Origin of the sequence: Streptomyces sp. CBMA291 (genome assembly GCF_014596525.1) — a bacterium.
GTDB lineage: Bacteria > Actinomycetota > Actinomycetes > Streptomycetales > Streptomycetaceae > Streptomyces.
Map to the genome: position 1 here is coordinate 55,373 of NZ_MSJP01000022.1, position 14,697 is coordinate 70,069.

13 protein-coding genes are annotated in these 14,697 nt (G+C 69.4%); 4 read left to right on the top strand and 9 right to left on the bottom strand.

Annotated features, from left to right (window positions below):
• Positions 1-17 precede the first annotated feature (17 nt).
• The gene (locus BU197_RS06010; RefSeq protein ID WP_188267155.1) at positions 18-1,202 is read right to left on the bottom strand and encodes an HpcH/HpaI aldolase/citrate lyase family protein; all 1,185 of its coding nucleotides are present in this window, start codon (positions 1,200-1,202) and stop codon (positions 18-20) included.
• 186 nt (positions 1,203-1,388) lie between these two features.
• On the opposite strand from BU197_RS06010, the gene BU197_RS06015 reads away from it, so the two are divergent.
• Entirely contained in the window at positions 1,389-2,336 is a 948-nt protein-coding gene (locus BU197_RS06015; RefSeq protein WP_188267156.1) for a TerD family protein, read from the top strand.
• Positions 2,337-2,373: 37 nt separating this feature from the next.
• On the opposite strand, the gene BU197_RS06020 is transcribed toward BU197_RS06015, so the two are convergent.
• The 6 genes from BU197_RS06020 to BU197_RS06045 form a co-directional block, all read right to left on the bottom strand.
• Complete coding sequence (locus tag BU197_RS06020; RefSeq protein ID WP_188267157.1) at positions 2,374-3,111, bottom strand: Tellurium resistance; 738 nt, start codon at positions 3,109-3,111, stop codon at positions 2,374-2,376.
• A gap of 102 nt (positions 3,112-3,213) precedes the next feature.
• On the bottom strand, positions 3,214-4,362 hold the full coding sequence (locus BU197_RS06025) for a DUF475 domain-containing protein (RefSeq protein ID WP_188267158.1): 1,149 nt from the start codon (positions 4,360-4,362) through the stop codon (positions 3,214-3,216).
• 29 nt (positions 4,363-4,391) lie between these two features.
• The gene (locus BU197_RS06030) at positions 4,392-4,967 is read right to left on the bottom strand and encodes a TerD family protein (protein WP_188267159.1); all 576 of its coding nucleotides are present in this window, start codon (positions 4,965-4,967) and stop codon (positions 4,392-4,394) included.
• A gap of 119 nt (positions 4,968-5,086) precedes the next feature.
• A complete protein-coding gene (locus tag BU197_RS06035; protein WP_188267160.1) occupies positions 5,087-5,662 on the bottom strand; it encodes a TerD family protein in 576 nt (191 codons plus the stop codon).
• Between the two features lie 149 nt (positions 5,663-5,811).
• Positions 5,812-6,270, bottom strand: a complete 459-nt coding sequence (locus tag BU197_RS06040) for a peroxiredoxin (protein ID WP_188267161.1) — start codon at positions 6,268-6,270, stop codon at positions 5,812-5,814.
• A gap of 119 nt (positions 6,271-6,389) precedes the next feature.
• Positions 6,390-6,812: a DUF3052 domain-containing protein gene (locus BU197_RS06045; protein WP_188267162.1), complete on the bottom strand. Its 423-nt coding sequence runs from the start codon at positions 6,810-6,812 to the stop codon at positions 6,390-6,392.
• Positions 6,813-7,230: 418 nt separating this feature from the next.
• Here BU197_RS06045 and aceE point away from each other — a divergent pair, with 418 nt between their 5' ends.
• Complete coding sequence (gene aceE, locus BU197_RS06050) at positions 7,231-9,963, top strand: pyruvate dehydrogenase (acetyl-transferring), homodimeric type (protein WP_188267163.1); 2,733 nt, start codon at positions 7,231-7,233, stop codon at positions 9,961-9,963.
• A 230-nt stretch (positions 9,964-10,193) separates the two neighbouring features.
• Here aceE and BU197_RS06055 read toward each other — a convergent pair whose 3' ends face one another.
• A complete protein-coding gene (locus BU197_RS06055) occupies positions 10,194-10,568 on the bottom strand; it encodes a peptidase inhibitor family I36 protein (protein ID WP_188267266.1) in 375 nt (124 codons plus the stop codon).
• Positions 10,569-10,842: 274 nt separating this feature from the next.
• Complete coding sequence (locus tag BU197_RS06060) at positions 10,843-12,468, bottom strand: MFS transporter (RefSeq protein WP_188267164.1); 1,626 nt, start codon at positions 12,466-12,468, stop codon at positions 10,843-10,845.
• 115 nt (positions 12,469-12,583) lie between these two features.
• On the opposite strand from BU197_RS06060, the gene BU197_RS06065 reads away from it, so the two are divergent.
• Positions 12,584-13,210, top strand: coding sequence for a TetR/AcrR family transcriptional regulator (locus BU197_RS06065; RefSeq protein WP_317452204.1), 627 nt, complete (start codon positions 12,584-12,586; stop codon positions 13,208-13,210).
• Between the two features lie 230 nt (positions 13,211-13,440).
• Positions 13,441-14,655, top strand: a complete 1,215-nt coding sequence (locus tag BU197_RS06070; protein WP_188267166.1) for an alpha/beta hydrolase — start codon at positions 13,441-13,443, stop codon at positions 14,653-14,655.
• Positions 14,656-14,697 lie beyond the last annotated feature (42 nt).

The following is a 14,697-nucleotide window of genomic DNA, read 5'->3' on the forward strand; positions in this document are numbered from 1 at the left end:
TCGTCGACGTCCCTTCGTCAGCCGGCCAGGCCGGCGGTGAGCAGTTCCACGAAGCCGACGTCCTCGTGGGCGACGCCGAAGACCTCGGCGCGCAGCAGGACCCGCTCGGCCCAGGCGCGGTGCGGCTTCACTTCGTTCATCTTGTTCGTGTAGGCGGAGCGGAGGACTCCGCCGCCGCCCTGTTCGGGGCGGAGGATGTCCCGGGCGTCGCTCCACTCCTCGTGGCTGACCACGGAGAGGGCGTGCACGGGGGCCACGTGGGTGGGGTGGATGCAGGTCTTGCCGAGCAGTCCGTTGGCGCGGTCCAGTTCGATCTCGCGGAGCAGTCCGTCGAGGTCGTGCTCGATGAGCGCGGTGCGCAGGTCCTCGGCGCGGCCCTCCAGGAAGGGGCTGCGGCGCAGTTGGGGCTTGAACATGCGCTCGCCGGGCCGGAAGTACTCCCAGACGGGTCCCGTGACGGTGAAGCCGGTGCCGTCGGAGCGGCCGAGGACGTTGACGACGTCGGCGATGACGTTCGCGACGATCTTGACGTCGTAGGCGGTCATGTCGGGCGAGCGGCGCAGTCCGTAGGCGGAGCAGAAGTCGGTGACGCCGAGGCGGAGGGCGAGTATCCGGTCGCGGTACTTCCCGGTGACCGAGGCGATGCCGGCGAGGGTCTCGGCCCGGGTCTCCAGGTGGAGGAGTTCGGGGGACTCCAGGACGGGCATGGCGAAGAGGCGCCGTCCGCTGGTCCACTCGGCCCGCGCGAGCGCTTCGAGGAAGGCGTGGCCACGGTTTTCGGTGAATTTGGGCAGTACGAATCCGGACAGCAGACGGACGGTGTCGCCGAGGCGGTCGACGAGCCCGGTGATCTGTCCCGGTTCGCGGACCCTGATGAAGAGCAGGGGCAGGTCGTGGGCCGGTCCGGCGTCAGGGGAGGGCCCGGCGGCGAGGTCGGCGAACTGCCGGACGAGGTTCTCCTCGCCCGCCTCGACGTCGGCGTCTCCGATGGAGTCCTCCAGGCAGAGGACCATGGAAACCACGCCTCGGGCCGCCTGCTTGCGGATGTCGTCGGCGAGCCGGAGCCGGGTGGCCGGGCTGTAGAGGGTGGCGCCCAGGGCCGCGGCGAGGATCCGGGCGGGCGAGTCGGACGTGAAGTCGGCCGGTTCGCGATGGAAGAGCCGGGCCCTCGTCGCCGATGGGATATGCCCGAAATGATGCATGTGACTCCCCGGCTGCCTTTCTGGACCCTGACGACATGTGGCCGGTAATAGTACGTAGGTACGGGTGTCCTTAGTTCCCGCCCCTCGTGAAATCCAGGTAACCCGTCCACGTCCGTCACACCGTGCCGGGCATTCATGCCGCCCCCGCGTTGTCCGGGGGTCGGCCGGGAGGGCAGGATTGCGGTCATGACGCACGCGATGCTGAAGGGCTCCAACGTCCCTCTCGACACCGCGGCCGTACGGGCCGTGCTCCGCTGGACCCCGGGCCCCGGGGTCCCCGACGTGGACGCGTCGGCCCTGCTGCTCGGGCCCTCCGGGCGCGTGCGGTCCGACGCCGACTTCGTCTTCTACAACCAGCCGCGCCACCCCTCGGGCCTGGTGCGGCGGCTGCCGAAGAAACGGGACTCCGAGGGCCTCACGGACACCGTGGAGGCCGACCTCGGGGGTCTCGACGTCTCGGTCGACCGGGTGGTGATCGCGGCCTCCTCCGACGGCGGCACGTTCCGCTCGGTCACCGACCTCCGCATACTCCTGTACGACGCGGCTCCGGGGGCCGGGCACGAGCCCCTGGCTCTGTTCCCCGTGACGGCGGAGACGGGCGAGGAGACGGCCGTCATCTGCGGCGAGCTGTACCGGCGCGGGGACGGCTGGAAGTTCCGCGCGGTCGGCCAGGGCTATCCGACCGGTCTGGTGGGCCTGGCGACGGACTTCGGCATCTCGGTCGACGAGGACGCGCAGGACGACCAAGACGGGCAGGCCGGCCAGGTCGGCCAGACCGGCCAGGACGGGGTCGGCACGGGCGACGGGCACCCTGCCGGGGACTTCGTCGCGGCCCCGCACGGGGCCGGGCCGGGGTCCTTCGGGAGCTTCCCCGACGCGGACACGACCCTGGTCCGTCCCGCCGTGCCCCCGCAGCCCGCCGTGCCGCCGATGCCCGACCGGGCGCCCTCCTACGGCTACGGCTACCCGCAGCCGCCACACGCCCCTGCCCCGGCTCCGGCTCCGGCTCCGGCTCCGGCTCCGGCTCCGGCTCCGGCGTACGGCTATCCGCAGCCCGTCGGTGCCGTGCCCGAGCCGCAGCACGCGCCGGAGTTCCGGATGCCGCCGATGGGGCCCCAGTTCGCCCGCTCCTGAACCCCGGACCGGCCGGGGGCGGGGGCCGGGGCGGGGCCTACGCCTTGGACTTGTAGCCGCGCCCCCACTGGAGTCCCCAGCCGTACAGCCGGTCCAGCTCCGCCTGGAAGCCGTACACGAAACGCACCTCACGGCGGACCGTCAGCTCGCCCTTGACGTTCTCCAGGGCGAAGACCGCGCAGGACCTGGCCTGCGGGGCGCGCTCGTCGAGGTCGATCTCTATCCGCGGGCCGTTGCTGGGGTAGAGCGTGACCTTGGCCTGCGTACGGTCGAAGGCCGGGGTCTGGTCGTAGATGTACGCGAAGAACAGCAGGCGCTTGATCTCGTCCTTGTGGTCCAGGTTGACGAAGATCGTCTCCCCGGAGGAGCCGCCGAAGCGGTCGTCCCCGCTGAGCTTCACGTACGGGGCGCTGTTCAGGTCGCCCAGGAGGTCGCCGAGCGGCTGCACCACGCCCTTGCTGCCGTCGGTCAGCTCGTAGAGGCAGCCGAGGTCCAGGTCGACGTTGACCATGCCCTGGGTGTGTCCCTGGACGATCTCCGGCTTGAAGAGCCGGGAAGGGTGCCGCAGCAGCTGCCCGCTCTGGCGGGGGCGCGCGTCGAAGTCCGAGGTCCGCATCCGCCAGGAGAGGTTCACCCGGAGGTTGCCGCCCGCCGCGCCCTGTTTGGTCAGGGAGACGGTCGGACGCCGTCTCGTGAGATCGATCGCGTCCGCCCCGGCGCCGCCCATGTCGAATTGCGCCGTCCGTCCAGGAAACAGGTTGTCCCAGAAGGCCATCCCGCCCTCACCCCCTACTGCTCGTGATCACCCGCGCATGCCGACGGGGCGGCCGGGTGCACCGGCCGCCCCGCAGTGAAGCGTTCCTCATTGTGGGGGGTGTCACACCCCGGACGGAACCTCTGTCTTGTCCTCCGAGGAACCGGATCCGCCCTCGGCCGCCGCCAACGCCTTGTTGCGCCGGACGGAGGACCAGAAGGACCAGCCGATCAGGACGATGCCGACGAGACCGGTGATCAGCTCGTGGATCTCGTACTGGATGGTGATCATGAGGATCACGGCCAGCGCGCCGATCGCGTAGTGCGCGCCGTGCTCCAGGAAGACGTAGTCGTCGAGGGTGCCCTGACGGACCAGATAGACCGTCAGCGAACGCACGTACATGGCGCCGACTCCGAGTCCGAGCGCCATCAGGACGATGTCGTTGGTGATGGCGAAGGCGCCGATGACGCCGTCGAAGGAGAAGGAGGCGTCGAGGACTTCCAGGTAGAGGAACATGAAGAACGCGGCCTTGCCGGCGAGCCGGACCGCGGAGACCTTCTTGCCGCTGCGCTTGGCCTCCTCCTCGGCCTCGTGCTCCCGCTCCTCGTCCTCCTCCAGCTTGTTCTCGAAGTAGCCGGAGAGACCGCCGACGACCAGGTACGTGATGAGACCGGCGATGCCGGAGATCAGCACCGTCTGGGCCTTGTCGACGTGCAGACCGCCGTGCTGGTGGGCATGGGTCGCGAAGGTCATCGCGCTGACGAGCAGGACGACGAGGGCGATGCAGACCGACAGCATGTCGACCTTGCCGAGCTTGGCCAGCGGGCGCTCGATCCAGCGCAGCCACTGGATGTCACGCTCCTCGAAAATGAAATCGAGGAAGATCATCAGCAGGAACATGCCACCGAAGGCGGCGATCGACGGATGCGCGTCGGTCACCAGTTCCTGGTACTTGTCGGCGTCGTTCAGCGCGAGGTCGACGGCCTCGATCGGGCCGAGCTTCGCGCTGATCGCGACGATCACGACGGGGAACACGAGACGCATGCCGAAGACCGCGATGAGCACGCCGACCGTGAGGAAGATCTTCTGCCAGAAGGCATTCATCTTCGTCAGGATCCCGGCGTTGACCACCGCGTTGTCGAAGGACAGCGAGATCTCGAGGACGCAGAGGATGGCGACGATCCCGAAGGCCTCCCATCCCCCGTAGAGCACGGCGGCGGCCAGCCCCAGCGCAGTGATCGCGAACGACCAGCCGAAGGTTTTCAGAATCACTGTCTACCCCATCGTGAAATTACATGGCTTTACGAAACGTTGACCCCGAAGTCTAGAGCGATCCCACGAAGTCCGGACGCGTACCCCTGCCCCACCGCGCGGAACTTCCATTCGCCGTTGTACCGGTACAGCTCGCCGAAGATCATCGCGGTCTCCGTGGAAGCGTCCTCGGAGAGGTCGTAGCGGGCGAGTTCCTGACCGTCCGTCTGGTTCACCACGCGGATGAACGCGTTGGAGACCTGACCGAAGCTCTGGCCGCGATTGTCGGCGTCGTGGATCGACACCGGAAAGACGATCTTGTCGCAGTGGGCCGGGACCTTGGTGAGGTCGACGATGAGGGACTCGTCGTCGCCGTCACCCTCGCCGGTGAGGTTGTCACCGGTGTGCTCGACGGAGCCCTCGGGGCTGCGCAGCTGGTTGTAGAAGACGAAGTACTCGTCCCCGAGCACCCTTCCGGCCTGACACAGCAGGGCGCTGGCGTCGAGGTCGAAGGCGGCTCCCGTGGTGGAGCGCGCGTCCCAGCCGAGCCCCACGAGGACCTGGGTGAGGTTGGGTGCGGCCTTGGAGAGGGAGACATTGCCTCCCTTGGCGAGCGTGACGCCCATGTTCCGGTTCCTCCCCGGTGATGATGAGGCACGACCGGCGAGGGGTCCTCCCCGGTGGTGATGAGGCACGACCGGCGCCGCACGGAGTGTGCGGCGCCGGACGGTCGAAGCGGTGTGGCTCAGACGTTGACGCCGAAGTCCTGCGCGATGCCGCGCAGACCCGAGGCGTAACCCTGGCCGACAGCGCGGAACTTCCACTCCGCACCGTGACGGTACAGCTCGCCGAAGACCATGGCGGTCTCGGTCGAGGCGTCCTCGGAGAGGTCGTACCGGGCGATCTCGGCGCCACCGGCCTGGTTCACGACGCGGATGAACGCGTTGCGCACCTGGCCGAAGGACTGCTGGCGGTTCTCGGCGTCGTAGATCGAGACCGGGAAGACGATCTTCGCCACGTCGGCCGGGACGGCGGCCAGGTCGACCTTGACCTGCTCGTCGTCGCCCTCGCCCTCGCCGGTCAGGTTGTCACCGGTGTGCTCGACCGAGCCGTCCGCGCTCTTCAGGTTGTTGAAGAAGACGAAGTCCTGGTCGTTGCGGACCTTGCCCGCCTCGCTCACCAGGATGGCGCTGGCGTCCAGGTCGAAGTCCGTACCGGTGGTGGTGCGGACGTCCCAGCCCAGACCCACGGTCACGGCGGTGAGGCCAGGGGCCTCCTTGGTCAGCGAGACGTTGCCGCCCTTGCTGAGGCTGACTCCCACGAGTCCCTCCATAGGTTTCCAGGGGCAGCGCCCCCGTCGTGCGTTGGTATCGGATCAACGTCTGGATCCTAGTGACGGGTTCCCGGCCGAAACAGTCGATTCGCCCGCGATTCCCGAGGTGTCGGCGCCGGAAGGCTCCGACAGGTGGTTCAGAGAGCCGCGAGGGCCTTGGTGTACGCGCCCAGGTCACGGGCATCCGGCAGGGCGTTGACGACGCTCCAGCGGACCACGCCCGTCTTGTCGACGACGAAGCTGCCGCGTACCGCGCAGCCCTTCTCCTCGTCGAAGACGCCGTAGGCGCGGGAGACCTCGCCGTGCGGCCAGAAGTCGGAGAGCAGCGGGTACTCCAGGGACTCCTGCTCTCCGAAGACGCGCAGGGTGTGCATGGAGTCGGCGGAGACCGCGAGGAGCTGGGTGTCGTCGTCGACGAAGGTGTCGAGGTTGTCCCGCAGCTCGCCGAGTTCACCCGCGCAGACGCTGGTGAAGGCGAAGGGGTAGAAGACCAGGAGGACGTTCTTCGCGCCGCGGAAGTCCGCGAGCCGCACCGTACGCCCGTGGTTGTCCTTCAGTACGAAGTCCGGGGCCTGGCTGCCGACCTCGATCGCCATCGCGTACGCGTCCCTTCTGCGGGGCCCTGACCTTGGGCCGAACCGGTGAGCACCACCCTACGGCCTATGCGTCAAAGCCCCCGCCGGCAGGCCGGCGGGGGCTTCTCGCAGCGTGCTGATCAGCGCTTGGGAGCGGTCAGGCGGGTGCCCGTCCAGTCCTTGGCGACACTGATGCTCTTGGTCTGGGAGAGACCAGCTGTCTGCGCGGCGTCGTTGATGTCGCTCGGCTCGATGTAGCCATCTCGGCCGGTCTTCGGTGTCAGCAGCCAGATGGTGCCGCCGTCCTCCAGAAGACCGATGGCGTCCACCAGGGCGTCGGTGAGGTCGCCGTCCTCGTCACGGAACCAGAGCACGACGGCGTCGGCGACGTCGTCGTAGTCCTCGTCCACGAGGTCCTGGCCGATGATGGACTCGATGCCTTCACGGAGATCCTGGTCGACGTCGTCGTCGTAGCCGATCTCCTGGACCACCTGTCCGGGCTCGAACCCCAGCCTGCCGGCCGGGTTGGTCCGCTCCTCCGCGTGGTCCGCGGTCGCGCTCACGGCTTGCCTCCTGCTCATTCGGAAAATGCTGTGGGCCACGCGTATGCGCGCGGCGCTGGCCGTAGTCCACACGTGCCAGGGCGGATCGCGCAAGTACCCGGCCGCGGAGACCGCCGAAACGGTGACGTTTGGGGCCGTCTCGCCGCAACTTCCGGCGCCTGACGACCCTGCTCCGTGACCAGGCACACATGATTCACCCTGGTTTGCAGACTTCTGAGGCTTCAGTCTGCCGAACGTCCGGACGGAACGCATGTGCGGGTTGGGCGTAAGGTTGCGATTTGAGTGCACCCAGACGCAGAGAGGACACCCCTGAGGGTTACCCCCGGGTAAGTGTGACGTCTGGTGCCGGCGGGGTACACGATGGACATCCCGGCCACTTCGTGGCCCCGTGGGCACCACCGAACAGCGAAGGAAGAGCGTGGCTCCCGGATCCGATCGCAACCCGATCATCATTGGCGGCCTTCCCAGCCAGGTCCCGGACTTCGATCCGGAGGAGACCCAGGAATGGCTCGACTCCCTCGACGCCGCGGTGGACGAGCGGGGACGCGAGCGGGCCCGCTACCTCATGCTCCGGCTGATCGAGAGGGCCCGCGAGCGGCGCGTGGCCGTGCCCGAGATGCGCAGCACCGACTACGTCAACACCATCGCCACCAAGGACGAGCCGTTCTTCCCCGGCAACGAGGAGATCGAGCGCAAGGTCCTCAACGCCACCCGGTGGAACGCGGCCGTGATGGTCTCGCGCGCCCAGCGCCCCGGGATCGGCGTCGGCGGCCACATCGCCACCTTCGCCTCCTCCGCCTCGCTCTACGACGTGGGCTTCAACCACTTCTTCCGCGGCAAGGACGAGGGCGACGGCGGCGACCAGATCTACTTCCAGGGCCACGCCTCCCCCGGCATCTACGCCCGCGCCTACCTCCTCGACCGGCTGAGCGACGCCCAGCTCGACGGCTTCCGCCAGGAGAAGTCGAAGTACCCGGACGGGCTCTCCTCGTACCCGCACCCCCGGCTGATGCCGGACTTCTGGGAGTTCCCGACCGTGTCGATGGGCCTCGGCCCGCTCGGCGCGATCTACCAGGCACGGATGAACCGCTACCTGGAGGCGCGCGGCATCGCCGACACCTCCAAGTCGCACGTCTGGGCCTTCCTCGGCGACGGCGAGATGGACGAGGTCGAGTCGCTCGGCCAGCTCTCCATCGCCGCCCGCGAGGGTCTGGACAACCTGACCTTCGTCGTCAACTGCAACCTCCAGCGGCTCGACGGCCCGGTACGCGGCAACGGCAAGATCATCCAGGAGCTGGAGTCGATCTTCCGGGGCAACGGCTGGAACGTCATCAAGCTGATCTGGGACCGCTCCTGGGACCCGCTGCTCGCACAGGACCGCGACGGCATCCTGGTCAACAAGCTGAACACCACCCCGGACGGGCAGTTCCAGACGTACGCCACCGAGACCGGCGACTACATCCGGGACCACTTCTTCGGCGGCGACCACCGGCTGCGGTCGATGGTCGAGGGCATGACGGACCAGCAGGTCCTGCACCTGGGCCGCGGCGGCCACGACCACCGCAAGATCTACGCGGCGTACGCGGCGGCGAAGGCCCACAAGGGCCAGCCGACCGTGATCCTCGCGCAGACCGTCAAGGGCTGGACCCTCGGCCCGAACTTCGAGGGCCGCAACGCGACCCACCAGATGAAGAAGCTGACGGTCGACGACCTCAAGCGCTTCCGCGACCGGCTGCACATCCCGGTGACCGACCGGCAGCTGGAGGACGGCCTGCCGCCGTACTACCACCCGGGCCGGGACTCCGAGGAGATCCAGTACATGCACGACCGCCGCGAGGCGCTCGGCGGGTACGTCCCCACACGAGTCGTCCGCGCGAAGCCGCTGCCCCTCCCCGAGGACAAGACCTACGCGGCGGCCCGCAAGGGCTCCGGACAGCAGTCGATCGCCACCACCATGGCCTTCGTCCGCATCCTGAAGGACCTCATGCGGGACAAGGAGATCGGCAAGCGCTTCGTGCTGATCGCCCCCGACGAGTACCGCACCTTCGGCATGGACGCGTTCTTCCCGAGCGCCAAGATCTACAACCCGCTGGGCCAGCAGTACGAGGCCGTGGACCGCGAACTCCTCCTCGCCTACAAGGAGTCCCCCACCGGCCAGATGCTGCACGACGGCATCTCCGAGGCCGGATGCACCGCCTCGCTGATCGCCGCCGGTTCCGCCTACGCCACCCACGGCGAGCCGCTGATCCCGGTCTACGTCTTCTACTCGATGTTCGGCTTCCAGCGGACCGGCGACCAGTTCTGGCAGATGGCCGACCAGCTGGCGCGCGGCTTCGTGCTCGGCGCCACCGCCGGCCGGACCACACTGACCGGCGAGGGCCTCCAGCACGCCGACGGCCACTCGCACCTCCTCGCCTCCACCAACCCCGCCTGCATCGCCTACGACCCCGCGTACGGCTTCGAGATCGCGCACATCGTCAAGGACGGCCTGCGCCGCATGTACGGCCCCGAAGCCGAGGACGTCTTCTACTACCTGACCGTCTACAACGAGCCGATCCAGCACCCGGCCGAACCGGCGGACGTGGACGTGGACGGCATCCTCCAGGGCATCCACCGGCTCAAGCCGGCCGAAGCGGGCACCATCCCCGCACAGATCATGGCCTCCGGCGTCGCCGTGCCGTGGGCGATCGAGGCACAGCGGATCCTCGCCGAGGAATGGAACGTCCGGGCCGACGTCTGGTCCGCGACCTCCTGGACCGAACTGCGCCGCGAGGCCGTGGCCGTCGAAGAGCACAACCTGCTCCACCCCGACGAAGAACAGCGCGTGCCGTACGTGACACGCAAGCTCCGTGGCTCCGAAGGCCCGTTCGTGGCCGTCTCCGACTGGATGCGGGCAGTACCGGACCAGATCTCCCGCTGGGTACCGGGCACCTACGGCTCGCTCGGCGCCGACGGCTTCGGCTTCGCCGACACCCGAGGCGCGGCCCGCCGCTACTTCCACATCGACGCCCCCTCGATCGTGCTCGCCGTCCTCACCGAACTCGCCCGCGAAGGCAAGATCGACCGCTCGGCCCTGAAACAGGCCGTGGACCGCTACCAGCTCCTCGACGTCACAGCCGCCGACCCGGGCGCGGCGGGCGGGGACGCCTGAGGCTGGGGGCGGGGGACGACCTGAGGCGGGGGACGGCCTGGGCCGGGACGGGGCCTCTGGGCCTTGGCCGGGCAGGGATGCCTTGGCAGCCTGGGGCGCGTAACGCCTGGTGAAGGGCGGTGGGACTTCGGTCCTGCCGCCCTTCGCCGTTCCTAGTCCCCGGGGGGGGCTTCCCCCCCCTCCCCCCCAGCCCCTCCCCTCCCCCCGTCGTAGTCAGCCTCTCCCCCCGTCTATCGCTCCCAGAGCTTGAACGCCCTCACCTCGTAAGGTGTCTGGGGTACCCATGTGCCTCGGCCCGGGTAGGTTTCGAATTCGCCTGTTTCCGCGCATTCGGCGGACTGGTAGGTGGTGACGGGGCGGCCTGTGCGGTTGGCGAGGGATTGGGCCGTGGTGCCTGTCGGCAGGGCGATGCAGCTGTCGATGTCGGTGGTGGACAGTTCGTGGCTCGCCGCTCGGCCTTTGAAGTCGGGCTTGGGCCAGAGGCAGAGGCGGCCTGGGCCGCAGGGGCCCAGGGTGGTGGTCTTGGCCCCCTTGCCGCCCGTGGGTGCGGCGCCTGCCGGTGGGGTGGTCGCCGCGAGCAGTGCGGCCAGCAGCGCCGTGATCATCAGTGCGGTCCTGGTCAGCGCATTGGTCTTCCGAGCGGCTGTCCATGCGGGCGTCCGTGCGCTCGCTTTCCGTGCGGGCGCTTGCCTTGTGGCCGTCTTCAGCTCAGTCGGTTTCGGCATGGCCGTCTTCAGTGCGTTCGTCTTCATGCGAAGGAACCCCCGTTTCGTCACTCTCTGTAATCAAGAGCATGGCGGAGGTTCCGTACGGACGGAAGAGGGGCCGCCCCCGTTCACGCGAACGGGTGACGGCCCCTTAAGGGAACCCTGATGGGCGTCAGATGTGACCGCCCATGCCTCCGCCCGCTTCCGCGTTCTCGCCGCGCTTGGTGAGGGTGGCGACGAGGGCCGCGACGACGGCCACGCCACCGGCGACGGTGAAGGCGAGGCCCATGCCGTCGAGGAAGGTGTCGTGGATGACCTTGGTGATCGTCTGGAACAGCTCGGGCGTCACCCCCGGCGCCTGGGCCAGCTCCGGCGGGGCCATGCCGAACTCGGCGGCCTGCTCCAGCTGCGGGTCGGCCGGGACCGGGATGCCGGCCGCCTTCCAGTTGCCCGCGAAGGAGTCGGAGACCTTGGAGGACATGACGGCGCCGAGCACCGCCGTGCCGAGCGCGCCGCCGACCTGCATGGCGGCCTGCTGGAGACCGCCCGCCACGCCGGACAGCTCCAGCGGCGCGTTGCCGACGATGACCTCGGTGGCGCCGACCATGACCGGGGCCAGACCCAGGCCGAGGAGGGCGAACCAGAGGGACATCGTGAAGGTGCCGGTGTCGGAGGAGAGCGTGATCATGCCGAACATGGCGACGGCCGTGCAGACCATGCCGCCGACCAGCGGCACGCGCGGGCCGAACTTGGTGATCAGGGCGCCCGCCAGCGGCGAGGAGACGATCATCATCGCGGTCAGCGGCAGCAGGTGCAGTCCGCTGTCGACCGGGCTGAGCCCCATGACGCCCTGGAGGTAGAAGGTCACGAAGAACAGGCCGCCCATGAAAGCGAAGGCCATCAGGACCATCAGCACCACACCGGCCGAGAGCGGTATGGAGCGGAACATGCCCAGCGGGACGAGCGGCTCCTTGACCTTGGTCTCCCAGAAGGCGAAGAGCACGAAGAGCAGCACCGCGCCGAGCAGACAGCCCCAGGTCTTGCCGCTCGACCAGCCCCAGGACTCGCCCGCCTTGATGAGGCTCCAGACGAGGGAGGCCATGGCGCCGGAGAGCAGCACGATGCCGAGGATGTCGAAGGAGCGCGGCGCGTTCTCCGCGCGGTGGTCCTTGAGGATCACCAGACCCAGGACGAGGGCGAGGGCGCCGACCGGCACGTTGATGAAGAAGACGGACTGCCAGCTGACGTGCTCGACGAGCAGACCGCCGACGATCGGGCCACCGGCCGTGGAGGCGCCGATGACCATGCCCCAGATGCCGATGGCCATGTTCAGCTTCTCGGCGGGGAAGGTGGCGCGCAGCAGGCCGAGGGCGGCCGGCATCAGCAGGGCGCCGAAGAGGCCCTGGAGGACACGGAAGGCGATCACGGCCCCGATGGAGTGGGAGAGGCCGATGGCACCGGAGGCGAGGGCGAAGCCCGCGATGCCGATGAGGAAGGTCTGCCGGTGGCCGAAGCGGTCACCGAGCTTTCCGGCGGTGACGAGGGCGACGGCGAGCGCGAGCAGATAGCCGTTGGTGATCCACTGGACCTGGGCGAGCGAGGCGCCGAGGTCGGTCTTGATGGCAGGGTTGGCGATGGCGACGATGGTGCCGTCGAGGGCGACCATCATGACGCCCACCGCGACAGCGAACAGGGTCAACCACGGGTGACCGCGCAGTCCCTTCGCCGGGCCCGGTTCGGGTTCCCGGGCGCCCCCCTGACCCTGCGGGGTCTTTTCCACTGTGGTCTGACTAGTCATAAGAACAAGCTAGTGACAGTCACTGACAATTGACAAAGCGATTCATGCGTCGGTAACTGTCATGTAGCTCACAGGTAGGCTGAGCTGGACGAATTGCCTGGAAATGAGGACCGACGTGACCTTGCCCGGCCTGCGCGAGCGCAAGAAACAACGCACGCGCGAGGCGCTGATCCGGGTGGCCCTGGAGCGGTTCACCACCAGCGGCTACGAGCAGACCACCGTCGACGAGATCGTCGACGCCGTCGAGGTCTCCCAGCGCACCTTCTTCCGGTACTTCGGCTCCAAGGAGGACGTCGCCTTCGCCGTCCAGCACATGGTGGAGGAGCGGTTCATCCGGAGCCTGCGGAACCGGCCCGCCGAGGAAGGACCCCTCGACGCGATGCGCAACGCGGCCCTCGGCGCCTGGGACACCATCGGCGAGGCCATCCTCGAAGTCGTCCCCGTCGAGCTGTATCTGCGCACCTTCCTGATGATCGAGTCGACGCCCGCGCTGCTCGCCGTCCATCTGCGCCGCTCCACGGAGATGGAGGACACCCTGGCGCGGATCCTCGCCGACCGCGAGGGCCTGGACGTGGACTCGGACCCGCGCCCCCGGATCGCCGTGGCGGTCTTCAGCGGGGTGATGCGGGTGAGCTGCCGGCTGTGGGGCCAGGGCACCGACCAGAGCCTGCCCGCCATCCGCGACCTCACCGAGAAGTACTTCGACCAAGTCGGTCCGGCGCTCGCACCCCGCTGGACCTGAGACCGGACCGGCCCGGCGTACGAGCCCGGGCCCGGGCCCGGCGTACGAGACCGGGTCCGGATCCGGCGTACGAGACCGGCGTACGAGCCCGGAGCGGAGACCTGAGCCGAGACCTGAGTGGAGGGCGGCGTACGGGGCTCCGACCTGGGACTCCGTACGAACGAGGCGAACCGGGCGTGGGCCGGGACCGGGGCAGGGGGGTCCGAGGGCGCCCCGTAGGGTGACCGTCCGTGACCTCAGCCGATGCCGCTCCGCCCGTTCTCGTGGCGGTGCGCGCCCTGACCGCCCTCGCCGTCGTGTTCGTCCTCCTCGCGACGACCGGCTGGACCACGATCCGGCACCGGCCCGTGCCCGGACCCTCGCGTGAGGCGGCGCTCGCCGCCTGGGCCCGTGACCGGATCGACCACCGCCCGCTGCCGTCGCCGGACGCCCCCGCCCCCGCCGTCGCCGCGTTCTTCGCCCGGCTGGGGCACGCGCGCGGGGTCGGGCTCGCCGAGCGGCACCCGTTCGTCGTCGGCAACCTCGACGGCGTCCCCGTCGATCTGCGCTACCGCGCCAACCGGATCGTCCTCGGCAGGGCGCGCGACATCGAGCGGGGGCGGCTCCACGACGCCCGGCTCTCCCCCGAGGGCCGTCACGAGGCCCTGCGCCGGTACGACCGCTTCGGCTCGCTGATGCGGCCGGACCGGCGGATCCTGGCCTTCGACCCGACCGGCACGGGCCGTACGGCGGAGGTCCTCGGCGATCTGGAACGGGCCCGGCGCGTCTCGGTGATAGTGCCCGGCGTCGACACCAATCTGCTCACCTTCCAGAAGACCAGGGGCCGGTACGCGGCTCCCGCCGGAATGGCCGAATCCCTCTACGCGGCCGAGCGCCGCGCCTCCCCCGGGGCCCGGATCGCCGTGATCGCCTGGGCCGACTACACCGCGCCCGCCGGGGTCGGCGTCGACGCGGCCACCGGGCGGCTCGCCGAGAGCGGCGCCGGGCGGCTCGTGGAGCTGACCGGGGCGCTGCCCGGCACCGCGCGCGTGGCGCTGTTCTGCCACAGCTACGGCTCCGTGCTCTGCGGGGTCGCCGCGCCCCGGCTGCCCGGCCGGGTGACCGACGTGGTGGTGGCGGGCAGCCCCGGCATGCGGGCGGAGAAGGCCGCCGACCTCGGCACACGCGCGCGTGTCTGGGCCCTGCGGGGCACCGACGACTGGATAGCGGACGTGCCGCATCTGGAGTGGGGCGGGCTCGGGCACGGCGCGGACCCGGTGGACCCGGCGTTCGGCGCGCGGCTGCTCTCGGCGCGGGGCGCGCTCGGTCACAGCGGGTACTTCGAGCCGGGGACCGAGAGCCTGGGCAACTTCGCCGCGATAGGCGTCGGCTCCTATCCGAGTCTGGTGTGCGCACATGCCGATGGCTCCTGCCACGACGGAATCTCCGGTACGGAAGGGCCCTGAAGGGCTCTGACGCGCGTAGATCACGTGATTTCCGGACCTTTC

Bases quoted from the DNA above. Each gene is read 5' to 3' on its own strand.
- BU197_RS06015 (WP_188267156.1), top strand. From the start codon at position 1,389: ATGACGCACGCGATGCTGAAGGGCTCCAACGTCCCTCTCGACACCGCG.
- BU197_RS06040 (WP_188267161.1), bottom strand. From the start codon at position 6,270: ATGGCGATCGAGGTCGGCAGCCAGGCCCCGGACTTCGTACTGAAGGAC.
- BU197_RS06020 (WP_188267157.1), bottom strand. From the start codon at position 3,111: ATGGCCTTCTGGGACAACCTGTTTCCTGGACGGACGGCGCAATTCGAC.
- BU197_RS06055 (WP_188267266.1), bottom strand. From the start codon at position 10,568: ATGATCACGGCGCTGCTGGCCGCACTGCTCGCGGCGACCACCCCACCG.
- BU197_RS06030 (WP_188267159.1), bottom strand. From the start codon at position 4,967: ATGGGCGTCACGCTCGCCAAGGGAGGCAATGTCTCCCTCTCCAAGGCC.
- BU197_RS06060 (WP_188267164.1), bottom strand. From the start codon at position 12,468: ATGACTAGTCAGACCACAGTGGAAAAGACCCCGCAGGGTCAGGGGGGC.
- BU197_RS06010 (WP_188267155.1), bottom strand. From the start codon at position 1,202: ATGCATCATTTCGGGCATATCCCATCGGCGACGAGGGCCCGGCTCTTC.